22 protein-coding genes are annotated in these 22,592 nt (G+C 49.8%); 10 read left to right on the top strand and 12 right to left on the bottom strand.

Going from position 1 to position 22,592, the window contains the following annotated elements; translation table 11 throughout:
• Positions 1-32 precede the first annotated feature (32 nt).
• The 6 genes from ACJJH9_RS15905 (at position 33) to ACJJH9_RS15880 (ending at position 5,075) form a co-directional block, all read left to right on the top strand.
• Positions 33-371 (top strand): HvfA family oxazolone/thioamide-modified RiPP metallophore, encoded by a 339-nt coding sequence (locus ACJJH9_RS15905; RefSeq protein WP_252084690.1) that lies wholly within the window; start codon positions 33-35, stop codon positions 369-371.
• 81 nt (positions 372-452) lie between these two features.
• Positions 453-1,298, top strand: a complete 846-nt coding sequence (locus tag ACJJH9_RS15900) for an HvfB family MNIO-type RiPP peptide maturase (RefSeq protein ID WP_444883861.1) — start codon at positions 453-455, stop codon at positions 1,296-1,298.
• Positions 1,279-2,061, top strand: a complete 783-nt coding sequence (locus tag ACJJH9_RS15895) for an HvfC family RiPP maturation protein (protein ID WP_252084691.1) — start codon at positions 1,279-1,281, stop codon at positions 2,059-2,061. The genes ACJJH9_RS15900 and ACJJH9_RS15895 overlap by 20 nt, the downstream gene beginning before the upstream one ends.
• A gap of 173 nt (positions 2,062-2,234) precedes the next feature.
• A complete protein-coding gene (locus tag ACJJH9_RS15890) occupies positions 2,235-3,134 on the top strand; it encodes an MlaA family lipoprotein (protein WP_444908780.1) in 900 nt (299 codons plus the stop codon).
• A gap of 38 nt (positions 3,135-3,172) precedes the next feature.
• The gene (locus ACJJH9_RS15885; protein ID WP_252084693.1) at positions 3,173-4,351 is read left to right on the top strand and encodes a PP2C family protein-serine/threonine phosphatase; all 1,179 of its coding nucleotides are present in this window, start codon (positions 3,173-3,175) and stop codon (positions 4,349-4,351) included.
• Between the two features lie 205 nt (positions 4,352-4,556).
• Positions 4,557-5,075 (top strand): STAS domain-containing protein, encoded by a 519-nt coding sequence (locus tag ACJJH9_RS15880; RefSeq protein WP_252084694.1) that lies wholly within the window; start codon positions 4,557-4,559, stop codon positions 5,073-5,075.
• A gap of 49 nt (positions 5,076-5,124) precedes the next feature.
• Here the strand turns inward: ACJJH9_RS15880 and ACJJH9_RS15875 are convergent, their stop codons facing one another.
• From ACJJH9_RS15875 to dusA, 3 genes are read right to left on the bottom strand one after another with little or no spacing between them, the layout of a single operon-like run.
• Positions 5,125-5,583 (bottom strand): tellurite resistance TerB family protein, encoded by a 459-nt coding sequence (locus ACJJH9_RS15875; RefSeq protein ID WP_252084695.1) that lies wholly within the window; start codon positions 5,581-5,583, stop codon positions 5,125-5,127.
• Positions 5,564-6,559 (bottom strand): transaldolase, encoded by a 996-nt coding sequence (gene tal / locus ACJJH9_RS15870; RefSeq protein ID WP_444883866.1) that lies wholly within the window; start codon positions 6,557-6,559, stop codon positions 5,564-5,566. Before tal ends, ACJJH9_RS15875 begins: the two co-directional genes overlap by 20 nt.
• 56 nt (positions 6,560-6,615) lie before the next feature.
• Positions 6,616-7,593 (bottom strand): tRNA dihydrouridine(20/20a) synthase DusA, encoded by a 978-nt coding sequence (gene dusA, locus ACJJH9_RS15865; RefSeq protein WP_444923355.1) that lies wholly within the window; start codon positions 7,591-7,593, stop codon positions 6,616-6,618.
• A gap of 655 nt (positions 7,594-8,248) precedes the next feature.
• On the opposite strand from dusA, the gene ACJJH9_RS15860 reads away from it, so the two are divergent.
• Positions 8,249-8,677 carry a GNAT family N-acetyltransferase gene (locus tag ACJJH9_RS15860; protein ID WP_444923354.1) on the top strand — a complete coding sequence of 143 codons (429 nt, stop codon included), beginning with the start codon at positions 8,249-8,251 and terminating at the stop codon, positions 8,675-8,677.
• Positions 8,678-8,722: 45 nt separating this feature from the next.
• Here the strand turns inward: ACJJH9_RS15860 and ACJJH9_RS15855 are convergent, their stop codons facing one another.
• Both ACJJH9_RS15855 and ACJJH9_RS15850 read right to left on the bottom strand, forming a co-directional pair.
• Positions 8,723-9,931, bottom strand: coding sequence for a glycerol-3-phosphate dehydrogenase/oxidase (locus tag ACJJH9_RS15855; RefSeq protein ID WP_444883869.1), 1,209 nt, complete (start codon positions 9,929-9,931; stop codon positions 8,723-8,725).
• A complete protein-coding gene (locus ACJJH9_RS15850) occupies positions 9,915-10,607 on the bottom strand; it encodes a glycerophosphodiester phosphodiesterase family protein (protein WP_444923353.1) in 693 nt (230 codons plus the stop codon). Before ACJJH9_RS15850 ends, ACJJH9_RS15855 begins: the two co-directional genes overlap by 17 nt.
• Before the next feature lie 271 nt (positions 10,608-10,878).
• On the opposite strand from ACJJH9_RS15850, the gene ACJJH9_RS15845 reads away from it, so the two are divergent.
• Positions 10,879-11,202 (top strand): hypothetical protein, encoded by a 324-nt coding sequence (locus ACJJH9_RS15845; RefSeq protein ID WP_444923352.1) that lies wholly within the window; start codon positions 10,879-10,881, stop codon positions 11,200-11,202.
• Positions 11,203-11,384: 182 nt separating this feature from the next.
• Positions 11,385-12,068, top strand: a complete 684-nt coding sequence (locus ACJJH9_RS15840; protein WP_444888093.1) for a fimbria/pilus periplasmic chaperone — start codon at positions 11,385-11,387, stop codon at positions 12,066-12,068.
• 274 nt (positions 12,069-12,342) lie between these two features.
• Here the strand turns inward: ACJJH9_RS15840 and ACJJH9_RS15835 are convergent, their stop codons facing one another.
• From ACJJH9_RS15835 to ACJJH9_RS15805, 7 genes are all read right to left on the bottom strand, one after another.
• Positions 12,343-13,314 carry a hypothetical protein gene (locus ACJJH9_RS15835; RefSeq protein WP_444923351.1) on the bottom strand — a complete coding sequence of 324 codons (972 nt, stop codon included), beginning with the start codon at positions 13,312-13,314 and terminating at the stop codon, positions 12,343-12,345.
• A complete protein-coding gene (locus ACJJH9_RS15830) occupies positions 13,256-15,274 on the bottom strand; it encodes a TcfC E-set like domain-containing protein (RefSeq protein WP_444923350.1) in 2,019 nt (672 codons plus the stop codon). Before ACJJH9_RS15830 ends, ACJJH9_RS15835 begins: the two co-directional genes overlap by 59 nt.
• A 134-nt stretch (positions 15,275-15,408) precedes the next feature.
• A complete protein-coding gene (locus ACJJH9_RS15825) occupies positions 15,409-15,684 on the bottom strand; it encodes a hypothetical protein (RefSeq protein WP_444923349.1) in 276 nt (91 codons plus the stop codon).
• A gap of 140 nt (positions 15,685-15,824) precedes the next feature.
• Entirely contained in the window at positions 15,825-16,352 is a 528-nt protein-coding gene (locus ACJJH9_RS15820) for a hypothetical protein (RefSeq protein WP_444908786.1), read from the bottom strand.
• 406 nt (positions 16,353-16,758) lie between these two features.
• Positions 16,759-17,709 carry a hypothetical protein gene (locus tag ACJJH9_RS15815; RefSeq protein WP_444923348.1) on the bottom strand — a complete coding sequence of 317 codons (951 nt, stop codon included), beginning with the start codon at positions 17,707-17,709 and terminating at the stop codon, positions 16,759-16,761.
• Positions 17,696-20,212, bottom strand: a complete 2,517-nt coding sequence (locus ACJJH9_RS15810; protein ID WP_444923347.1) for a TcfC E-set like domain-containing protein — start codon at positions 20,210-20,212, stop codon at positions 17,696-17,698. Before ACJJH9_RS15810 ends, ACJJH9_RS15815 begins: the two co-directional genes overlap by 14 nt.
• Positions 20,213-20,260: 48 nt before the next feature.
• Positions 20,261-20,788 carry a hypothetical protein gene (locus ACJJH9_RS15805; RefSeq protein WP_252084710.1) on the bottom strand — a complete coding sequence of 176 codons (528 nt, stop codon included), beginning with the start codon at positions 20,786-20,788 and terminating at the stop codon, positions 20,261-20,263.
• 275 nt (positions 20,789-21,063) lie between these two features.
• Here ACJJH9_RS15805 and gltX point away from each other — a divergent pair, with 275 nt between their 5' ends.
• A complete protein-coding gene (gene gltX / locus ACJJH9_RS15800) occupies positions 21,064-22,539 on the top strand; it encodes a glutamate--tRNA ligase (RefSeq protein ID WP_444923346.1) in 1,476 nt (491 codons plus the stop codon).
• Positions 22,540-22,592 lie beyond the last annotated feature (53 nt).

The raw sequence follows: 22,592 nt of genomic DNA, 5'->3' as shown, positions 1-22,592 counted from the left end.
TATTACATTGGGTATTAGTTAGGAGATTCATTATGAACAAGAAGCATCTTTCCCCTGTAGCAGCTGCTGTTGGTGCTGCTTTTATTGCAACTGCTGCGATGAATGTATCTGCATCCACCGCTGAAGCTAACCCGTTTGCCGCTGCTGAGCTCACCTCCGGTTATAACTTGGCTCTGGCCGATCACGATGACAAGGAGAAAGAAGGCAAGTGCGGCCACGGCAAGAATAAAGAAGGTAAATGCGGCGAAGGCAAAAAGAAAGAAGGTAAATGCGGCGAAGGCAAAAAGAAAGAAGGTAAATGCGGCGAAGGCAAGTGTGGAGAAGGTAAAAAGAAAGAAGGTAAGTGCGGCGAGGGGAAATGCGGTAACTAATACCCCAACACGCGCGATTGGGGCGGCACTGTGTTAAGGGCCGCCCCAAGTACTTTTCACTATCACTAGAGGCAAATAGCGGTGCGTAATTATCCAGTGGAGGGTGCCGGTCTCGGGCTGCGTCGCTCTATGATGGGTGAAGAACTTTCATCGGGTGCGGTGGATTTCTTTGAGGTGGCGCCGGAGAATTGGATTGGCGTCGGCGGGCGCTATGGCCGCTGGTTTCACCAGCTCAGCGAACGACATCCATTTATCCTACATGGCCTGTCTCTATCTATTGGCTCGTCTGACCCGCTGGATATGGACCTGCTTGCTTCGATCAAGCAGTTTATCCGCGATCACAATATCCGTCTTTACAGCGAGCACTTGAGCTACTGCTCAGATAAGGGCCATCTCTACGATTTATTACCCATCCCCTTTACCGAAGAAGCGGTAATGTATGTCGCCGAGCGAATTCGCATTGTGCAGGATACCCTGGAGCAACGTATTGCCATGGAGAATGTCTCCTATTATGCGGCGCCGGGTCAGGAGATGAGTGAGCTGGCATTTTTGCAGGCGGTCCTGCAAGAGGCGGACTGCGACCTTCTGCTCGACGTAAATAATATCTATGTGAATTCAATCAATCATCGCTATGACCCCCTGGAGTTTTTGCGCGGGCTTCCCTCCGAGCGTATGCGTTATGTACATGTAGCCGGGCATTACGATGAGGCGGATGATCTGAAAGTGGATACACACGGTGCTGCAGTGATTGATCCCGTGTGGCAGTTGTTGAACAAAGCCTACGAGATACACGGTGTCATGCCGACCTTGCTGGAGCGCGATTTCAATATCCCACCGCTGCCGCAATTGTTTCAGGAAGTGGAACAGATCAAGAGCATTCAGGCCTGTCACCGAGAAGAAGAGAGCTATGTCATCAGTCGCCGATAAGACAGCCAGGTTCCAAGGCTTACAGCGGGCTTTAGCCAATCACCTACGCGCCCCTGATCAAGTTGAGGCGCCAGAGGATATTGAGGACCGGCGAGTTGCCATATATCGGGACCTGATTTACAACAATATCGAATCTTTTATTGCCAGTGGTTTCCCTGTATTACGCAGCCTCTACAGTGATGAGCACTGGCATAAAATGGTGCGTGATTTTGTTCAGCACCACACTTCCAAGAGCCCCTACTTTCTGCAGATTAGTGAGGAGTTTCTCACTTACCTGCAACAGGAGAGGGAACAGCGGGAGGAAGACCCAGCGTTTCTATTGGAGCTGGCTCATTATGAGTGGGTGGAGCTGGCGCTGGATGTGAGTACTGAGGAGATTCCCACCGACCTGGATCGCCAGGGAGATTTATTGACCTCTATTCCGGTGGTGTCACCGCTGGTGTGGAGTCTCAGTTACCGTTTCCCGGTGCACCGTATCGGTCCTACCTATCAGCCCCAGGAGCCAGCTGATTCTCCCACCTTCTTGCTGGTCTATCGCGACCTTAGCGATGAAGTCAGCTTTATGGAAATCAATGCAGTAACCGCACGACTATTGCAGTTGGCCTCAGAGGGTGATGTCACAGGGGAGCAGCTCTTGGCACAAATTGCTGCCGAGCTACCGCAAGTCGATAGCGAAGCCCTTTTCGGCTTTGGTATTGAGTTACTCCAGAAATTACTGGATAACGGAGTGATCGCTGGTTTGCGGCCTCAGGCGACAGAGTAGATCGGCCGGGCCTAGGATTTCTGGCGCAAATTACCTTTCTGTGACAGCGTGTGCTTGCCTGAAACTGCGGCATCTTTGATGAATACCAGCTGCTATGCTGCCGAGGGTGGTTTACAGTTTGCGGGGGCGTTAGAATCCTTGACCTTGAAATTTGTTAGAAGAGGAGCAGGGTTTTGCTAGGACGCAGAGATTTATCGCCCTGGTTGATGGCCGCATTACTGGCCATCTCCCCCATGGGCGCTTTGGCGACACAGGACCCATTTGGTGACGCCGCCACTCCCTCAGCCCAGCCTGAGGCGGTAGAGCAGAATGACGTTAGTGGTGAATCCAATGGTTCACTACTGGATGAGTATGGCTTTGACCCCGCGGAAGAATTTGAGAGTGAGGAAGGTGAAGACTTTTCTCTTCGCGATCCCTGGGAGGGATTTAACCGCGCCATATTCAGCTTCAATGACGGTGCGGATCGCTATGTGCTAAAACCGGCGGCTGTGAGTTATCGGCAGATTACCCCGATATTTGTACAGCAAGGTGTAAGCAACTTTTTCAGTAATCTGGCTGAAGTGACCAATACCTTCAATGGTGTGTTACAGGGCAAGTGGGGCCAGGCGGGTAATGACGCCGGTCGTCTGCTAATCAATACCACCATTGGTATTGCCGGTCTTTTTGATGTTGCCAAGCATATGGGCTTGGAGAAAGGTGACGGTGAGGACTTTGGCCAAACTCTAGCGGTTTGGGGGGTACCCTCTGGTCCCTACCTGGTGTTGCCACTGCTAGGGCCCTCCACCGTGCGGGATACGCCAGCTAGAGTGGTGGATTACTACACCAATCCTCTGACCTATGTGGAGCACGATCCCACTCGCTATACGCTTAAGGCTACCGATATTATCCAGAGTCGCGCTAGCCTGCTGAAGGCTGAATCCCTTCTGCAGGGTGATCGCTATATTCTGCTGCGCGACGCCTACCTGCAGCGCCGCGATTTCTTGATTGTGGATGGTGAAGTGGATGTGGATACCGCGACCGAAGCTGCCGAGGCAATCGATCAGGGGGAAGTCGAAGAGTCCAGTGACTACTGAGCAACAGCTAGTTAACCCTCTTTCCAAAAGAGCCTACCATGGCCGGCCCCAGTAGCCTGTTACTGACCGATGATGAGCGCTCCCGCAATTTCTTGCGTGGAGCGCTTTCGCGTCAAGGGCTTTCAGTTGCTGTAGCTGATAGTGGCCAGCAAGGCATAGAACAATTTACTCCCGAACTGTTTCAGCTGGTTATCGTCGATCTACTCCTGCCCGATATGGATGGGTTGGAGGTACTGCGCAAAATCAAGCTCCGCTCCCCGGCGACGGCGGTTGTAATGATTGCCGAGCAGGGTGAGCTTCACGAAGTATTACAGGCCATGCGTCTGGGGGCCTGCGATTATCTGATCAAACCCATTCAACAGGCTGCATTGATCGATAAAGTAATCTGCCGTATCACCGGCGCGGAAAACCTCGCCCAGCAGAATATTGAGTACCGCAACACCCTGGAGCAGCGCAATAGCGAGCTGCGAGAGCACGTAGAAGTATTGCGCCGTGATCAGGAGGCCGGTCGCTTGCTGCAGCAGCACCTGTTGCCACGCAGTCCCTATTTTTATCCCGGCGGCGTTGAGGCCGCCTACCGCCTGATCCCCTCTCTGTATCTCAGCGGCGATTTTGTCGATTACGGTTTGTTCGGCGAGCGCTTTGTGGCGTTTTATCTGGTGGATGTCTCAGGGCATGGGGTGTCCTCCGCACTGGTTACGGCACTGATCAAAAACAGCGTGATGCATCGCCTGCGTGAGCGCCCTTTGTTTTCCCAACTGGAGTCCCTGGACTCCGACTTGTTGGAAGTTTTGGAGTTGATTAACCGCGAGCTCTTATCCACAGGTATGGGTAAGCACGCCAGCATGTTTATCGGTGTGGTAGATACCGCTGCTAGCCAACTGCACTATGCAGTCGCCGGACAGATCCCCATGCCGGCGCTTGCCAGTGCCGCTGGCGCCGACTGGCTGCCGGGCAAGGGGCGGCCCTTGGGCATTTTTGAGCGGGGTGACTGGCAGGTAATGTGTGCCGAGCTGCCCAGCAGTTGGCGGTTGGTGGCCTGCTCCGATGGTGTACTGGAGTTACTCGAAGGCGATTTACTGCAAAAAGAAGAGCGGTTACTAGAGTTGATAAGCGCTACGGGCGGTGAGTTGGGAGTACTGTGTGAGAGCCTGAAAGTGGACACTTTTGGCGCATTACCCGATGACATTACAATTCTTACCCTTGCCCACGTTTAGAGGTGGCATTTCTGCGACTAAATAGTCGAATTTCATGCCCTAGCACTCTTGTCAGTCCCAGCAGTCAGGAGTAAGCTCCGCCCATCCTATGCACAAAAGTGCCGAGGCGGCAAAACCGCCGCAAGCATTTTTGCTCTACCAGTGAACTTTCGCCATCCAGTACACTTTAATCCACTGAGTGTGTTCGGGTGAGCCAGGGGTTGTTATGCAGTCCGGGCAAATTATGGTTGGGGCCCACCAGGGCGTTTACATCATTAAATTGATGGGCGATGTTCGCCTCAACCTATGCACTTCTTTCGATAGTTTTATCGATAATATGTTTGCAAGCAGTGACTTTGCCGGTGTGGCCTTTGACCTACACGGTGCCGAGGGTGTGGATAGCACAACCCTGGGGCTGATGGCCAAGATCGCGATTCGCGCCCAGGAGCGCGGCTGCCAGAAGCCCTTGGTATTCCTTGCCGATAGGGGTATTCAACACCTGCTTGATGCGATGGGGTTCGATTCCCTGATGGAAATCAGCGATGAGAAACGTGATTTCTCCGTGGAGACAACACCCCTGGTCTGTAAAACCCCGGATGAATGTGCTGCTCGGGAGAAGGTGCTAGAGGCACACCGGGTGCTGATGAGTATGAACGAGCAGAATGCGGAAACTTTTCGCGATCTGGTCCATACCCTCGAGCTAGAATGTGGCTCCCACAGCAAGTCCTCCGCGCACCTGCACTGAGATTTAACAAACACCCTCCTTCAAAGTTTTAACACCCCGGCAAAACTTTTCAGCTACTCCGCATGTCTCTAGCTTCCGCCCGTGCGCGGGTAAAGAGTCCGTGGGGAAGGTAAATTAACTCGGAAACCCGGCGGATTAGATGCTCTTCAAAAGCCTCGATCACATCGTCGGAAAAAGCCACCTGCCACATCTGCCGAACCAGCAGGTACTTGTCTCGCTCGCTGAACTGGTCATTGACGGCCTGGGTAAACTCAAACAGGGAAGTGGCTCGCTCCCTTTGCTCTATGGCTTCATCAATAATCTCTGCCGCCGCATGGCTGCTCAGTGCGTAGTGTTGGCAAAGTAGTTCGATCAAAGTGTTACGTTCGCGCGGGTCTAGCTTTTGATCCACAGTAGCCACCTCAACCAGTAAGGCGGCACTAATCATTCGCACGTCTTTTTCATCGTGCATTTCGACATCGGCACTGTTGCCAATCTGTTCAAACAGCTTACGGATTTGTTGCAGCATCAGTTTCCCGGCGTCCCATCACTTGGCTCTGCAGTAGCATTTCGAGCCGCTCCTGGTCTTTGACAAAATTACGGATACCCTCGGCGAGCTTTTCTGTGGCCATGGCATCACTGTTGAGTTGGTAGCGGAATGCTGCTTCGCAGAGTCGCCCCTCAGGGCGTGGCAGCGGTTCGTTGACCGTGGGAAGCCCACCAACCAATAAACCCTCGCTCTCTTCCAGAGACTGGAGCAGCTGAGGGCTGATGGTTAAGCGATCGCATCCGGCCAGCGCTTCGATCTCCTCCGTGTTGCGGAAGCTGGCGCCCATCACAATGGTGGAGTAGTCGCGCGACTTATAATAATGATAGATATTGCGTACCGACAGTACACCGGGATCCTCTTCACCGCTAAAGGCTTTGCGGTCCCCATTGGCTAGATGCCAGTCGAGGATGCGGCCCACAAAGGGAGAGATCAGTGTCACTCCAGCTTCGGCGCAGGCAATCGCTTGGCTCAAACAGAACAGCAGGGTGAGGTTGCAGTGAATGCCCTCCCGTTCCAGTATCTCTGCTGCTGCTATTCCCTCCCAGGTGGCGGCGACTTTAATTAGTACTCGCTCCCGGGCTACGCCTTCGCGCTCGTACAGGGCCACAAGGTGTCTGGCGTAATCAATAGTGGCGCGAGTATCGAAAGACAGGCGCGCGTCCACCTCGGTAGAGACTACCCCAGGGATCAATTGCAATATTTCACTGCCGATACTGACAGCCAGCTTGATTGCAGCCAGCCGCGCTGTTTCAGAGGAGTTAGCGCCACTGTGGTGGTGAGTTGCCCAGTCCAGTGACTCTTGGATCAGGCCCTTGTATTGGGGCAGTTGGGCAGCCTTAAAGAGTAAAGAGGGATTGGTGGTGGCATCCTGGGGGCGATAGCGGCGTATGGCATCAATATCGCCAGTATCTGCTACCACCTGGCTGCGCTGTTTGAGTTGATCCAGTTTATTCATCGCGATTCCCTCGATAGTATTTGGCTTCCCTTCCTATGAAATACTGGCCTTCCAAGTTAAGCTGCTTGGGTGACCAGTGACAAAGCTTGCTCCACAACCTCAGGCCCTGCCCCTTTCTTGTGAGCATTTTCACTCAGATGACGACGGAAACGGCGTGCCCCGGGCAGGCCCTGAAAGAGCCCGAGCATATGCCGGGTAATATGGTTGAGGCGTTGACCACTTGCCAGTTCTCGCTCGATATAGGGCAGCATCTGCTCGACCACTTGCGCGGCATCGGGCCCTTCATTTTCTCCAAACAACACACTGTCCACCTGCGAAAGAAGCGCTGGGGTCTGATAGGCGGCGCGACCGAGCATAACACCATCTACCCGCTGTAAATGTTGCTGGCATTCTTCCAGAGAATTAATGCCACCATTAATGATGACTTGCAGCTGTGGGTAATCCTTTTTCAGCTGGTAAACCATATCGTAGTTAAGCGGTGGGATTTCGCGGTTTTCCTTTGGGCTGAGGCCCTGCAGCCAGGCTTTGCGGGCATGGACGATAAATGTCTCTGTGCCGATGGCTGCCTGTGCCTCCACAAAACGGGTCAGGCCAGGGTAGTCTTCCATATCGTCTATACCGATACGGTGTTTGACTGTGACCGGAATAGACACTGCGTCACGCATCGCAGATAAGCCGGCAGCTACGACATCTGGTTCCGCCATCAGACAGGCGCCAAAACGTCCAGACTGAACCCGGTCACTGGGGCAGCCGCAGTTGAGGTTGATTTCCGCATACCCCCACTCCTCGGCAATTCGTGCGCACTCCGCCAGCTCGCGCGGGTCGCTTCCGCCAAGTTGTAGGGCGACAGGCAGTTCGCCAGCGTCAAATTGCAGGTGGCGCTGGCGATCTCCGTGCAAAACTGCCCCAGTGGTCACCATTTCGCTATAAAGGCGAGCGCGTTTACTCAGTAGGCGCCACATATAGCGGCAGTGACGGTCACTCCAATCGAGTAGTGGCGCGGTGCAAAAGCGGTGGGGACTGTAATCAGACATAAACTACGATGTAAAAGACTAATAAAAACAGAGTAGCCCGCCATTATATGGGATGTAAAACAAAGACCCCATAGTGTTAGGGTACATTGCATAAAAGAGAGGGGGCAGAAGTGGGCGAGAGGGTGGCTCAATATACTTGAATACTTTATAAAAACTGAGTGACAAAGTTAACTCGCCCTCAGAGAGAAAAAACAAGGTAATTGGGAGTTGGTAGGAGTAATTCAATCAATATCTTAACTCTGTAAATTCGTATTTAATATTTTCTTCCAGTTGCTTATCGATTTGTACCTTTTAGAAATTAAATGGGTTTTATCTTCTCGCGACAACGTTAAGAAACAGTCATATATAACACTTGACTTAAATCTCTAAAGATTGGATTTTTTGTACTTTGGTGCGAGATGGGTTAATAATTGGTCATGTAAATTTCAACCATATCGTACTTGTGAGTACTACCTCTTGTTACTTATTGTGTAGTGCTTCAGGGAGTAATTGGTATTAGCAGAAAAATAATAATTAGACTAAGTTCAAGTGATTAAAAGTCTTGGTTGCAACAGTGGAAACCATACCATCTTCGATGGTCAATTTTTTATGCAAATTAAAAAGTGAAAATTGGTATTGGTCCAGCTTTATTGGTTGTTAAGTATAAGAGTGAAAAATGTTCAGTATAGATATTACAACGTCACCGTCTAAAGACGATTCCAATTTATTAAGTCAAGGTATTATCGACTTTAACCAAGCAAGTGTTCCTGGGCTTGAGCGAAATGAAGATGAGGTTAAATTTACAGTTTTTGCTAGAAATTCCTCTAATGAGGTAATTGGTGGTATCCGTGCTTCTTGTTATTGGAATACTTTGCATATTGAGTTGCTTTGGCTTTCGGAAGAGTGCCGAGGTCAAGGTGTGGGTGCGGAACTTGTAAAAAACGCTGAACTTTTCGCTAGAGAGAAAGGGTGTGAGAAAGCATTGGTTGAGACAACAAGCTGGCAGGCAAAGCCATTTTATGAAAAAAATGGCTATGAGCACATGGCAACCTTGTCCGGTCGCCCCAAAGGGCAAGCATCGCATTATTTATCTAAAACACTATAAATGGATCTAGGTATTTACAGACTTCTAAATGCAGTTTAGATAATTTTAAAGATTGCGCTCCCTTTCTGAGGTGCTGGACGTATTAATGTGTGAGGAATAGTTTTCGCTTGGGGGGCCCTTACCTTGCAGGGTGGCTTGTAATTTTTTGGCCAGCTTGCGTGCGGTGGCGCGGTAGCTGGTAAGCTTGCCGCCGGCAACCGCGAGAATACGCGGCTTGCGCTCATTATCACAGCAAATCATGGATTCCCGCGAACGGGCGAAAGGACTTTTTTCCGCTTCTGGTAGAACCCGCAATCCAGCATAGCTATCACATATATCCTCCACCTGTAGGCTGCGTGTCTGGGAAAAATACTGCTGTACCGTACGTAGCAAATAAGCCTCCTCTTCCATGGTGGGAACCACTTCCCGTGGATCGCCGAAGAAGGGGCGCTCTGTGGTGCCAACTAAGGTTTTGTCTTGCCAGGGCATTACGAAGACTGCTCGATGATCCTCGGCTTCCACATAGAAGATCTTATTGCCGAGCGACAGTGGCAACAATATGTGGGTGCCAGCGACAAGGTCTATAGGAGGTAGGGTTACAGAGGGAGAACAGCGCGCGTTGGTGGTCGCTACCCAGGGGCCGCTGCAATTAACCAAGGCGCGGGTGTGTAGAGTATTGAGTTTGCCGTCGGCCACGTAATCAACCCGCACCCCCTCCTCGGTAACTTCCGCCCCAACTAAACTGCCGGGACAGATGATTTGCGCACCATGCGCAATTGCTGAGGCGACTACATCACGGGTTAGGGCGGCATCGTCAGTTTGCGCATCGTAATAGCGAAATACTGCGAGTAGATCCTCCTGCTTGAGGCCAGGTAGGGTATCCCATTCGGATTTGGGTAAAGCGCGAAAGCGCGAGGCCTCACTGCCGATACCCGAGAGGAGCGCGTAAAGGCTAAGCCCCAGTCTGACCATCCATGGTGGTCGTTTGCTGTCACGGTAAATAGGAATGTAGAAGGGCACCATACGTACCAACTGAGGCTTATTTTCCAGCAGCCAGTGACGTTCGCGCAGGCACTCGTAGACAAGTCGGAATTGACCGCTCTCGAGGTAGCGCAGGCCCCCATGGATAAGCTTGGATGAGCGTGAGGAGGTGGCTGCGGCGATACCGAGCTGTTCCAGAATCACGACTGAATGCCGTTCCTTGGCCAGGGCCTCTGCGGTGCCTGCGCCAAGAATTCCCGCGCCAACTACCAGTACATCAAAATCCGTAGACATCACTCGCTTCCCAGGAGCGCATCAATAGTGGCAGGTTGCCGGTGAGGATATGGTGCGCACCTCGCTTTCGCCAGAGTACAGCTTCTTCAGCAGAGTTAATTTCATAGACAACCCACTGCCAGGGGCCAGGGGGTAATTCTTCGCAATCGACGAAGCTGTCGCGAATCAGCAGAAACTCCGGGGCGAGAGTGACGATATCGGCAGACAGGCAGCGTGGAACGCTGTTGATTTGCAAGGCCACCCTATGCCAGCCCATGCTGCGGGCGGCCCGAAGACTGCGACAGTCTTTTGTGAGTAGCGCGAAGGACTCCCGTTCGTTACGCATTAACTCCATGAGCTTCTTTACCGCGGCTGTAAAACCCATGTTGGTGATATTGGCTGCGGAGATGCCTACAAACCAATCCAGGTGCCGGTGACAGCTGGCCCAGTCCACTAATTTTATAAAGGAGTCGATAGGCAAGCGGTTGAGTTGGGAGTCCCTTAGATCGTGGAAGAAATGTTGGCGCTTATCACTTGGCATAGGCAGTGTATCGCTATGGTAGCACCAGGGAGTGCCATCCAAGCTAAAACGGACATCGCACTGAATGGCGCAGGCGCCCAGATTATGGGCCGCCTCGAAGGCGGCGATGGTATTCTCCGGGTGGCGGGTTTTGTCGCCTCGGTGCGCGATTAGCATGTGAGTCAAATCCGGAAAGCAGGCGTTATTGTCGAGTGGATATAGGCGCTTAGGCGCTCTGTAACCCAAGGGTCAAATGACCCAGGCTGGAATTGGGTCTTACAGGAAAAATAGACCCTGGAGAGGTTGTTGCAAGTAGAGTTGGGCGGAAATTTCAATGCTCAAGTGCATACCTCAAGACTAGGGAATAGCCAGCTAAACTTAAGGTGTGCCCTTTAGATGTCTGTGCAGCTGTGGCATAACTGCGCTGTTAAAGAGGTATATAGCCCCCGTGAGTAGTAAAAGACGTATTCTGCTTTTGGCAATTTCCACCACTGTGCTAGCGTTAGCGGAGCATGTACAGTCTGCAGGACAGACTGCCCAGGCAACTTCACAGATAGTGCTGAGTTTTACACCTCAGGTGCAGTGGCGTTATGAGCGAAGCAGGGAATCGGCAAGGTTTTGTCTACGCAACATACCGGCCAAACATTTTCGTTTAACAAGCGAAGCTCTGCTGTCTTCCTCTGAGCAGCGTGTATATTATTCAGGTGCTGATAAGTGCCTGGAAACAAAGTCCATTGAGAAATTTTCGGGAGTGATGATTTCAGCGGAGTAATCATTTCAAGAACAAATCATTTTTGAATGACTGGCTCTAAGTTAATTCTTTTGTATGGGGGTGAATTTCTGTAGGACTCCCTGAGTTGGAACAGAAATATGGCAAGAGTATTACAAACAGCCATATAAATTCGATGAATGCAGTTTTTAAAATAATGGTTAATTTAGGTGGATGATAGAGCGATGAAAAAAATACTGCTCTCTTTCTTGTTGCTATTGGGGCAGCCCGCACTGGCAGCCATGTCCCTGGATAAAATAATTTTCTATCTTGATGATGCTCCCAATGCGCGTGATGACGTGGTTATCACTAATCCGGATAAAGAGACCCTGTATGTTCAGACAGAAATATTTCGGGTAGATAATCCCGGGCTAGAGAACGAAGAGCGCATTCGAGTGATTAACCCGGATGAATTCAGGTTGTTGGTGAGTCCGGCCAAGGCCATATTGGCGCCAGGAGAGCGGAAACGTTTTCGTCTAATGGCGTTGGATAGAGATTTAAAGGAAGAGAAGGTCTATCGGGTTACTTTCAAGCCGGTAGTTGGGGAGGTTAAATCGGAGCAAACCGCACTGAAAATTCTTGTGGCCTACCAGGCATTAGTATTTGTTCAGCCTGAGGATGGAAGTTACCAGCTGGAGTTACAGGCCGACGGGAGTCAACGCTACTTAAAGAATACCGGAAATATCAATGTTGAAGTGGTTGAGGCTCGCCATTGCCCAAGCGAGGGTGAGTGTCAAAAGCTTGATATTTCAGGTCGTCTTTATGCTGGAACAAGCCTGACGTTAGAGGGCCTTCCCACCGAAGGTGAGTTGGAGGTCTTACTCAGAGGGCGTGATAGCGAGCGAGTGCGCCTCCCTTTGGGCGGTTGAGAGTCAGTTAGCTAAGATTTTTACTGACTTAGTGGTATGGATTAAAAACGATAAAGGGATATCTAAGGCCTGGTTTGGTATCCCTCTTATAATATCGAAAGTGTATATCTGATTCAGAGCAATGATTTTTTTCAGTTTTAAGAAGGAAGCTCATTGTTGTTTTATGTCTGGGGTTTAATCTAAGCCAATCATTCAAACTCTAAATGAACTGTTGGTAGGGGTCTGTTGGTATAGAAAAGCCGAAGTCCTCATTGCACATGGCTATTAATAATGATTACTGACTAGTAACTGTCACGGTGAGAACATCGGTGTATTTCGATTCATTTGCCCTTTCCCAGAAGGGCGAAGGTACCGTAATCGTGATTCTGGCATTATTGCTGAGGCATTCTTCTGGCGCTGAGCGGTTGAAAAGACCTGGAATGCGCCCGGATGCACCGGGTATTGAGGGAGTACTTCGGTGAATATTATCTGAGAAACTGGCTATATAGGGCATGTGTTCACTGATACCAGTAAGTACAAAGGCTCCCGCACTGATCCCCCCACTACTTGACAGGGATACGGAGTACTGACTAAAGCCGCTGCCACCAACACAAAAGTCTTCATGGCCAACAATATCTTGCCCGGGTGAGACCCCCATATTACTAAGAAAGATATCGTCGAGTTGCTTGATATAAATTTTGGGTTGAATTTTTAATACTATCGAAAAATCTATTTTTTGAGTTTTTCCAGACTCTGTCTGCGCTATCAATAATTGGAAGTTTCCTTGATAGCTATTAGAGGAAAAATTTCTAGGTCTAACTAGCTTTACTCTCAAGTCTGCATTGGCATCGTTATTACTACCCGGAATGTCTTGATAAACTGTACCGGGGTTGAATGTAAAGGATCTATGATGTGGCGCTGATAAGGCCAAAATTATATCAACAGCTTCTCCATTTTCTGCATATAACCTATAGAACCCCTCACGCTCGGGTTGAATTTCCAGTGAAAAGGGAGTGGCTGAGCTGTGCTTCTGACTGCGAAAAGTAAAATGGATATCCTGATGCTTCCCTTTTCCATGTATTGTGTGCCATCCAGATAGATTGCAGACACGTAGATGGGAGTCACCTAGACAGTTTGCAAGGCTGCTATTTGACAGGTAGAGTAAAAAAATAACTATTAAAAAATTATTAATAAATTTTCTTGATTTTTTATTGGGTGTCATTTGTTTTAGCAGTCTGTGAGATTTGACAGTTGGCTGAACTTTCATCAATAACCCCGAGGTTTAACCAATCTTCACTGGACTCCACAACCTCAACTTTGGCATTACAATCAAGCCAGGTGACTTCGAGATGTGAAGGGGGCTCGTCAGAAAGAGGTATTTCCAATTGAAAAACACCAAAGCTATCTGTGAGTGTTGACTCTCCTTCAATGGAAATTAACACATTGTCTAACCCCTGACCCTTAGCCATAACTCGACCTATGGTCAGATAGACAGGTTGAATCTTGTAAGTAGCGGTGGTCACACTGCCAGGATAAAGCGTCACTTGATCGGTATTTTCACGGTAGCGAAAGAAGCCGTCCCCTAGAGGACGAAGTGATATATCGTAGCTTTTAAATGGGTGAAGATTGATCACGGACCTACTATCGCCTTTCGCATAACCTTGGCGGCTACCGTCGATTAATACTTCAAAGTTTTCCCGTTGGCTGCCTTCAATATCTACAATGATGGCACTTTCCAATGAGCGTTCACCGCCCCAGGCTATATGGTCCTTTGTGGCAATGATATTGGTGTTAAAACTCCCAATATAATTTGTAGAGCGGCTATTGTTAACGTCACTATGACTAATGGTGGAGCTGATAAAACCATATTGTCCAGCAAGTCGACTATAGCTTCTTAAATAGTAATCTTCCGGCGTTGCTTCTATAGTGAACTCCTGGTTTACTTCTGCTGCCCAGCGGTCGGCATCACGCCAGCGAGTTTGGACTTCTAGATATTGGTTGTCACCGCTTCCTTGTTGGCGCTCACCACGTAGGTTGAAAGAGTTTTGCCAGTTTTTATTGGTTTGAAGAAGTTCAATACTCAGTAGTGTATATTTTTCCCCGTCAGCGTCACTGTAGGCCAGATTGGCTGTAGCTTGCCATTTTCTTCCTCGAAATATATTCCTACGATATTCCAAGGTCCTAAGTTCTTGGGCTTCACTGAATTGACTGTCCAGAGAGAGTGAGTCAGTGTAATTTCCCGGACTTCGATTGCGCTTACTGCGCCTTAGCGTTAGGTTTCCACCAAAAAGTGGGGCTCTCAGGCTAATACTGCTTTGAGACAACCTATTGCTTAGCAGGGTATATCTATCGGGCTTTACATCATCTCTCTGCTCATCAATCTTAATCCGATAGGCGCTCAGCATTGCATAGGGCGTTTTTATCAGAGCCTGTAATTTATAGGCGTCTAGACCATTGGACTCCCTAGCCATAGAGGGGGAGAGTTCTAAATAAGAGCTTACCCAACGGCCACCAACTTCCATAAATTGCTGACCTTCTGTGGCTGCTAGTGTAGAGAAAACGCCAAAATTTTTTGAAAGGCGGCGGGCAATATATCCTTGCAGTAACTCTTGCTGATAATGATCCGGCATTCCGGAGGATATTTCAGGTTTTACTGGCATTCCTCCCTGCAGGCTCCAGCGCCACTCACCCGGTGCGGGCAGTTGTGAATCCTTGGTAAAAAATTCAGTAGTATTATTAATTAATCTGCCAGCTTCGTCGTAAATACGAATTTCTATGTTGTAAGCGCCATGGGGTAAGGTGGTGGTATCCAGTAAGTGATTACCAGCTTCCATCAAATCGGAGTGAATCATACGACCATCTCGGTACAGTTCCACCCGGCCACGCACGGGCATGTTTATTTCTACCAGGGCGGAGTGTTGATAACCGATGTCTGTGCGGCTGTACTGAGAGTCACGGAGCTCAAACCCGTAGAGACGGTGTAATGATTGGAAAGTACTAAAATTTCCTTTTGGTTGTAATAATCCAAGGCTATAGGCTTTTCCGCGGAAGTCCCTTTCCCAATGCAGACTACTGACACGGGTACCAATTTCGTTGGCTGTGTACCAATCCCCGTAAATAGCGCTCTCACCAAATCCAATAATGCTGGTAGCAGATAAAGTAGTTTGTGTGTTGCTGTCTACTTCATCGCTTTGTGCTCCCGACCAAGAACCACTGATATTTTGCACAATGGAAAAACTATTGCTGGCTGAGGGCAAGTATCGGTCGGTCAGGGCCTCTTGTTGAGGAAGTAGCTCTGGTGAGAAAAAGACATCCAGTCGATACCTCTCTTCGTCATAGATTACTGCGAAGTATTCTGGATTTATAAATCCACAATCTGTTTGGGAGTTATCACGACAAATTCGATCACTATTTTTTTCAGTGAAGCCTGTAATGAAAGCAGCAGGCGCTCGGGGTTAAGGCTGACAGGGAGAAGCTTGATAGCCTCCTCAGGTTCTACAAAACGCACGAATTCAGGCTCGGCAATAATTAGCGCCGAGCCCAAACTGCGCCCGCCATAGTACAGGTCTGCCACAATCCTTTGGGGCTTGGTTAGATCTGCAAAACCTGCAGGTACATCTGTGGTTACGAGATGCATTGGTTCTGTTGATACTGCAGTCGTATGCCAGAGCCATAGCGGTAAGAGCATCCAGGGAAACTTCCCGACGTTGCTTTTATTTACCATTACCATAGGGAGGTTGTTCCCTGACCAAAATTATATTTTATTATTTCTATTGGTTATTCTGACGTAACTGTCACTGTCAAAACGTCGGTATATATGGTGCCGCTTAAAACATTGGGATTTTCCCAATTTGCATTTGGAATTAATACTTCAAAGGTGGAGTTATCTGGAGCTCCATTACAGTTGCCAGGATTCTGGAGGATTTGTCCGTTTAGGGCTACACCTTCATTTGTTGGAGAAAAGCTTCCTCCCGAAACATTTCTAAAGCTAACTTGGTAGGGAATATCCGTGGAGCCATTACTTAGTATGTATGCACCGTCTCCATTGAAGCTGTCAAATTGAATCTCGAAGTTTGTGAATCCAATGCCTCGAATACAAAAATCTACCCAGCCCTCGGCATCAGTACTTGGGGCGGGGTCTTCAAAGGTGAGGTTTTCGAGGCCATTTATATCAATCGACTCATTAAACTTTAGCATTATTTCTGTATTGGCCTGATCAGTGGCTGCTAGGGCAAATTGTGCCCCAACGGTGGATATAGCAGCCATCGCCACAGGGATGACACAACCTCTTAACATGTGCTTCATTATTGATGTCCTTTTGTTAAGTGTGAGCGGAGAAGGGTATAGTTGATCTTGCGGCTAAAAGAATAGGGAAAATTTCCCAGTGGGTCGGTAGAAAATAGTGATAATTTCTTATTTTTGGATAAATGGTGCGCCTGAATTGTCACAATATTTGCTTGCCTGGATTTGTGGGGTTTTTAGAGTATTTAAAATGCCGTTTTATATGAATCAAGAGTTCTTATGCGGCGCCCATGGAATTTGAGATAGGTGTTAGCAGAGCGATTCCCATAGAAACGCTAATGAGGGAGGTGTATAAGAGTTTTGAAGGATTAGCGCCAGCTAATGGAGTTTTTTTGGTTGGCGTAATTATTTTATTTAATACTAAAGTTGTTTTACAAAGCTGGCGGTCAGTAAGAAGTTGTAAAAGTTATTATTGGCTACTAACCGTAATTGTCAGTACATCAGTATATACAGGTTCCCCGGCCTGTTCCCAATCTGAGGGAGCAACTGAGATATATACTCTGGCGTTATCAATAGTACAAGCTTCATCTGACTGTCTAGAAAATGATCCCGCGATATCACCCTGACTATTAGGGCTGTTGAACGTGTTGCTGTTTAACGTATTACTAAAGCCAACCGAATAGGTAATATTTTCATTAACTCCTTTGAGGGAAAAAGGCTGAATCCCAGTTCCACCTGTGCTTCCATTGCTGCTAGATAGATTTACGGTATAGCGGTCAAATCCAATGCCGCCAATACAGAAGTCTTCCTGTCCCTCAATCGCCTGGCCGAAGGAAATGCCCGAGTTACTGAGATTAATATCCCCCAGGTTACGAATTGCAATACGGGGCTCTACCTGCAAAACAATATCAAATTCTACTGTTTCGCTATCAACCAGGAAAATAAGGAAGTACTGCTCTAGGGTGATTTGAAAACTACCATTGTAGCGATTGGAGGAGGGCGTTTTAGTATCGTCTATGTTCAGGGTTAAGGAGGCGTTGACATCATTGCTACTACCATTAAAGGGGCCAGCGAGATTGTTCAGTGTGAGTAGCTGAGCATCACTATTGCTAGGGTTTAATGTAAAGGAGATATCCAAAGTGTCGCCATTGTCGGCAGTTAAAGAGTAAGTGCTACCACTTAAAGGAGTGAGCTCCGCGTAGTATGCTAGGGCGCGGCCACTGAATGCGCTGCGACTGCGCAAGGTGAAGGGAACTTCTTGGCTATTGGACTGGTAATTTAGGGTGTGTGTGTCGCCCAGATTACAGGTGCGCAAGCTGTCATTGCTGGAGCAGCTTTGTGCCTTGGCCGGATTATGACAATGTAAAAAAAGAACACCCAGCCAAAGGAGTTTTCCAATTAAGTGTTTAATGCTGCGCACTGGTTAACCCCGCAGTAGTTTCGATGTGGCAGTTGGCCTTGGATTGTTCAATGCTGCCTAGATTCAACCAGCTATCCCCAGAAGACAGAATATTTATGGGAACCTGACAGTGATCCCAAGTTAATGCTTGAGTAAGCAGGCTCTTCTTGTTGGTATTTATACCTAATTGGAAAACGCCGTACCGATCGGTGGTGGTACTGTGTTCACCGATAAATAATCGGGTGTTAGGTAACCCCTCACCCATATCGGTTAGACGCCCCAAAATAAGCAGCTGTTGCTCTATCTGATAAGTTGTGGAACTAACATTACCGGGATATAGGGTGAAGGTTTTACTTTGTTCGCGGTAATCAAAGAAACCATTATCCAATGGGCGCAGAGACAAGTCATAACTCTGAAATGCCGGCAAGTTGATTACAGACCTATCACCGCCTTTGGCATAGCCACGCCGGTTGCCATCAACTAGTACTTCAAAATTCTGTTGGTCGCTGCCATCGATTTCAATAACTACCGCACTTTCTAGTGCGCGTTCACCACCCCAGGCGAAGGTATTTTCTGCAACAATTAGGTTGGTACTGAAGCCACCCAGATAATTGAAAGCCTTGCTATGGTTAACGTTATTAAAACTGAGAGTGCTGTTTAAATATCCGAAGTGGCCGGCGAGATGGCTGCTGCTCTCAAGATAACGGCCATGCGTGCTTTTTTCTGCAGTGATTTGTTGCTCAAATTCTGCTGCCCACAGGTCCCTATCGTGCCAGCGACTCTCCAGGAGCAAGCGCTGTTCGCGATCGCTGTGATTACTGCGCTCACTGTGTAGATTGGCGCTGTGCTGCCAGTGTTTGGCGCGGCGTCGGAGTTCTATCTCCAGGCCGGTATATTGCTGCCCGTCGGCCTTATGGTGTGAGAAAGTGGCACTGCCCAGCCACTTAGCACTTTGTAAGAAGTTGCGTTTGAAAGAGAGGCTGGTGAGCTTACTCGCATTATCTAATTTGTCGACTTGCTCTCCGGGCAACAAGCGATACCCGCTGTCTCGCTCACGCAAGCGCAGAGAGAGTTGCCCTCCCAGTAGATTGCTCTGTAGAGCCAGGCTGCGCTGCGAGTAACCTAGTGGTAGCAGTTGCAGACCCTTGGTTTGATCAAAATCGGCAGCGTCATCCAGCCTGGTATCAATAGCACTCAGTGTGGCGAATGGGGTTTTCAACAGCGCCTGAACCCTGTGACCACTGCGCCCACCCTTGTTAGTCACTATGCTCGGCGAAACTTCGAAGAAGCCACCTATCCAGCGGGCGCCAATCTCGTAAAGTTGTTGCTCACGGGTTGAGGCTGCCGAGGCAAAGAACCCCAGATTGCCACTTAAGCGTCGAGCTATAGATCCCTGAGCCAGCACATCCTCGTAGCGCTCGGGTAGCGTCTGATAGTTACTGTAATTGTGCGCGGGTTGCCCTGCATAAAAATTCCAGGACCATTCCCCTGGGGCCGGTAGCAGGGAGTCTTTGGTAAAGAACTCTGAGTGGCTGTGCAGCGAGCGCCCCATTTCATCAAAAGTTCGCACCTCAATTTCGTAGGAACCATGCGGCAGGGTGCTGGTGTTTAGCAACCGGTTACCGGCCTCCAGCATTTCTGTGTGGATCAGCCGCTGATCCCGGTAAATTTCCACACGCCCGCGTACCGGCATATTGATTTCCAGTGGGCTACCCTGCCGATATTTAATGTCTGTACGGCTGAGCTGGGAGCTGCGCATCTCTAACCCATACAGGCTGCTGTGGTTACCGAAATAGTGCCAGCCCCCTTGGGGTTGTAGTAAGCCAATCGAATAGGCTTTTCCACGATAATCCCTGGACCAGTGTAAGGCGCTAATCTGATTGTGCTGCGCAGTGGCAGCCGACCACTGGGCGTGTAGGGCGCTCTCGCCAAAGCTGATAATGGTGTTGCCATTCAAAGTGGCGTTCTGACTGTTTTTACCGAGATTACTCTCCACACCACTCCAGGCGCCACTGAGGTTTTGAACAATGGAAAATTCACTGGTGGAGGCCGGGAGATAGGGGTCGCTGATGGCGGCTTCTTGTGGCAGTAACTTTGCGGAGAAAAATAAATCGAGCCGATAGCGGTTTTCATCGTAAATGACCGCCACCTGCTCAGGCACTAGATAGCCACACTTTCGCTGCCAGCTTGAACGACAGAGATACTGTGAATTTCTGGGCAAAGGCTCGGCCAGCGCCGCTATTACGGTCTCTCTATCTAATAATTTAGGTAGAAGAGGGAGCAATTGCTCTGGCTCGTCGAATTGGATATGGGTGGGGTCAACAGTAATTGGCGCTGCGCCTATTTGGTGGCCGCCATAGTAGAGGTCTACCAATAACTGCTGTGGTTCGGTCAGTGAATCAAACCCTTCCGGTGCAGAGGTCTCCAGCAGAAAAGTGGCTGCTGTTGTTGCAAAGCTATCGGCGTGAATGGCCTGCGCCAGACAAAATGCCAGCGCATGCCATTGGTTAAGACGTCCTGCCATAAACTGCGATGGGTTTGGCTGGAAATCCTATCCGGCCACGCCACAAAATTATTCTGAGGCTACAGTGATCAGCAGCGTATCGGTGTAGCTGGTGCCATCCAGCACATCGTTGGTCTGCCAGGCGCTATTGGCAACAGTGATTTGGAATCTGGCATTGTCGGAACCACTGCAAGAAGCGGCGTTACGATCTAGTCCAGTTAGTGGCTCACCCTCATTAACCACAGTAAAGGGACCGTTAGTGCTGTTGTCGAAGCCGACGCTGTAGGGAACGTCTAGGCCGTTGCCGGAGAGGCTGAAAGCCGTATCGTTATTGCCATCATTGCTTTCAAAGGTAATGCTAAAGGTGGGAAAACCAAAACCGCCGATACAAAAGGCATCACTGGCAACGGCATCGGTCCCCAGGGCAGGGTCGGTAATTGTGATATCGCCGACATCGGCAATTACAATGCTCGGGTTAAAGGTAAGGGTGATATCACTACTGGCACTATTGGTGGCTGCCATGGTGGCGGCCGAAGCGCTGAAAAGCATGCCTGCTGCGAGAGCAGAGGCCAGTGAACGAACTACATTTTTGTGCATGGCGTATCTTCCTGAGCCGTTGGTTATCGTTCTGTGAAAAGCCGCTCGCGAAGATCCTGCACTTGTCAGGGGTAATGCGTTAGTCAAGCTATTCCATCTTTATGGCGGGGATCATACTTTTTTTGTGATTCAAGTCACGTCATTTACGGGTAGTTTTCGATTTATGGCGCCTAAAAGATCTTATTAGCGACCAGCTTGTATCTGTGCCCGACGCGCGGCCAGCGCTATAATCCCGCGCCTTTAGAGTCCTTTATTTATCTTCAACCAGGTTTGTCATGACCGTAAGAACCCGAATCGCACCGTCTCCAACCGGTGATCCCCACGTTGGTACCGCCTATATTGCCCTGTTTAATCAGTGTTTTGCCCACGCCCAGGGCGGCCAGTTTGTGTTGCGTATCGAAGATACTGACCAGCAGCGCAGCACCCCGGAATCCGAGCAGGCGATTCTCGATAGCCTGCGTTGGCTCGGATTGGACTGGCAGGAAGGTCCAGACGTAGGCGGTCCCCACGGTCCCTATCGGCAGAGTGAGCGCGGTGATATCTACAAAACTTACTGCGATGAACTGGTGCAGAAAGGCCATGCCTTCCACTGTTACCGCACCGCCGAAGAGCTGGAGCAGCTGCGCGAAGAACTGCGCGAAGCCGGCCGCACCTCACTGAAGCCCAGTGACCTGGCGCTGTCGGAAGAGGAAGTAGAGAAGCGTCGCGCCGCCGGAGCCCCCTATGTAGTGCGCATGAACGTACCGGAGAGCGGTACCTGTGTAGTGGAAGATCTGCTGCGCGGTACTATTGAGATCGACTGGGCCCAGGTCGATGCGCAGATTCTGCTCAAGTCCGATGGCATGCCTACTTACCACCTGGCCAACGTGGTGGATGATCACCTGATGGAGATCACCCATGTGCTGCGCGGTGAGGAATGGATTAACTCCGCACCCAAGCACCAGTTGCTATATGAATACTTCGGTTGGGAAATGCCGGTGCTCTGCCACCTGCCGCTGCTGCGCAACCCGGATAAAACTAAGCTGTCCAAGCGCAAAAATCCCACCTCTATTCTTTATTACCAGCGCGCCGGTTTTATGCCCGAAGCGCTGCTCAACTATCTGGGCCGTATGGGTTGGTCCATGCCGGATGAGCGCGAAAAGTTTTCTCTGGAAGAAATGCTTGAGCATTTCGATATCCACCGCGTTTCTCTGGGCGGCCCGGTGTTCGATGTAGAGAAACTGTCCTGGCTGAACGGCCTGTGGATTCGCGAGCTGGAAAATGAGCAGCTTGCCGACCGCCTTATAGACTGGATGTTTAACCGCGAGAACCTGCTTAAGGTACTGCCCCATGCCAAAGAGCGTATGGAGACTTTCGGCGATTTCGCACCGCTGGTGAGCTTCCTTGCCTCCGGTAAGCTGCCGCTCACCGAGGAGAGCTTCAGTGGCAATAAGTTGGAGCTGGATGAGCAGAAGAAATTGCTGCAATTCGCCCTGTGGCGTCTGGAAGCCCTGCGTGCCTGGGACCGCGACAGTATTTTCCAGGCGGTGAAGACTCTATCCACGTCCATGGAGATTAAGCTCAAGGACTTCAACGCGCCCCTGTTTGTTGCCATTAGTGGCACCACCGCCTCCTTCTCTGTGATGGACGCCATGGTACTACTGGGCCCAGACCTCAGTCGCGCCCGCCTGCGCCAGGCCATCGACGCCCTGGGCGGCGCCGGGAAAAAAGTCCTCAAACGTTGGGAGAAAGAGTACGCCTCACTCCCCTAAGTACCCCACAGCCCCCGCTAGGGGGCTGTGCCGGCTAAGTTGCTAACTAATTG

The sequence above is a fragment of the Microbulbifer mixtoriginis (SeqCode) genome (assembly GCF_052466715.1).
Note: the sequence above shows the minus strand (reverse complement) of the source record. Positions and strands in the feature narration are given on the sequence as shown.

Bases quoted from the DNA above. Each gene is read 5' to 3' on its own strand.
- ACJJH9_RS15840 (WP_444888093.1), top strand. From the start codon at position 11,385: ATGAAAAAAATACTGCTCTCTTTCTTGTTGCTATTGGGGCAGCCCGCA.
- ACJJH9_RS15860 (WP_444923354.1), top strand. From the start codon at position 8,249: ATGTTCAGTATAGATATTACAACGTCACCGTCTAAAGACGATTCCAAT.
- ACJJH9_RS15820 (WP_444908786.1), bottom strand. From the start codon at position 16,352: ATGAAGCACATGTTAAGAGGTTGTGTCATCCCTGTGGCGATGGCTGCT.
- ACJJH9_RS15835 (WP_444923351.1), bottom strand. From the start codon at position 13,314: ATGAAAGTTCAGCCAACTGTCAAATCTCACAGACTGCTAAAACAAATG.
- ACJJH9_RS15850 (WP_444923353.1), bottom strand. From the start codon at position 10,607: ATGCTAATCGCGCACCGAGGCGACAAAACCCGCCACCCGGAGAATACC.
- dusA (WP_444923355.1), bottom strand. From the start codon at position 7,593: ATGTCTGATTACAGTCCCCACCGCTTTTGCACCGCGCCACTACTCGAT.
- gltX (WP_444923346.1), top strand. From the start codon at position 21,064: ATGACCGTAAGAACCCGAATCGCACCGTCTCCAACCGGTGATCCCCAC.
- tal (WP_444883866.1), bottom strand. From the start codon at position 6,559: ATGAATAAACTGGATCAACTCAAACAGCGCAGCCAGGTGGTAGCAGAT.
- ACJJH9_RS15825 (WP_444923349.1), bottom strand. From the start codon at position 15,684: ATGCATCTCGTAACCACAGATGTACCTGCAGGTTTTGCAGATCTAACC.
- ACJJH9_RS15855 (WP_444883869.1), bottom strand. From the start codon at position 9,931: ATGTCTACGGATTTTGATGTACTGGTAGTTGGCGCGGGAATTCTTGGC.
- ACJJH9_RS15885 (WP_252084693.1), top strand. From the start codon at position 3,173: ATGGCCGGCCCCAGTAGCCTGTTACTGACCGATGATGAGCGCTCCCGC.
- ACJJH9_RS15905 (WP_252084690.1), top strand. From the start codon at position 33: ATGAACAAGAAGCATCTTTCCCCTGTAGCAGCTGCTGTTGGTGCTGCT.
- ACJJH9_RS15875 (WP_252084695.1), bottom strand. From the start codon at position 5,583: ATGCTGCAACAAATCCGTAAGCTGTTTGAACAGATTGGCAACAGTGCC.
- ACJJH9_RS15805 (WP_252084710.1), bottom strand. From the start codon at position 20,788: ATGCACAAAAATGTAGTTCGTTCACTGGCCTCTGCTCTCGCAGCAGGC.
- ACJJH9_RS15895 (WP_252084691.1), top strand. From the start codon at position 1,279: ATGTCATCAGTCGCCGATAAGACAGCCAGGTTCCAAGGCTTACAGCGG.
- ACJJH9_RS15880 (WP_252084694.1), top strand. From the start codon at position 4,557: ATGCAGTCCGGGCAAATTATGGTTGGGGCCCACCAGGGCGTTTACATC.
- ACJJH9_RS15810 (WP_444923347.1), bottom strand. From the start codon at position 20,212: ATGGCAGGACGTCTTAACCAATGGCATGCGCTGGCATTTTGTCTGGCG.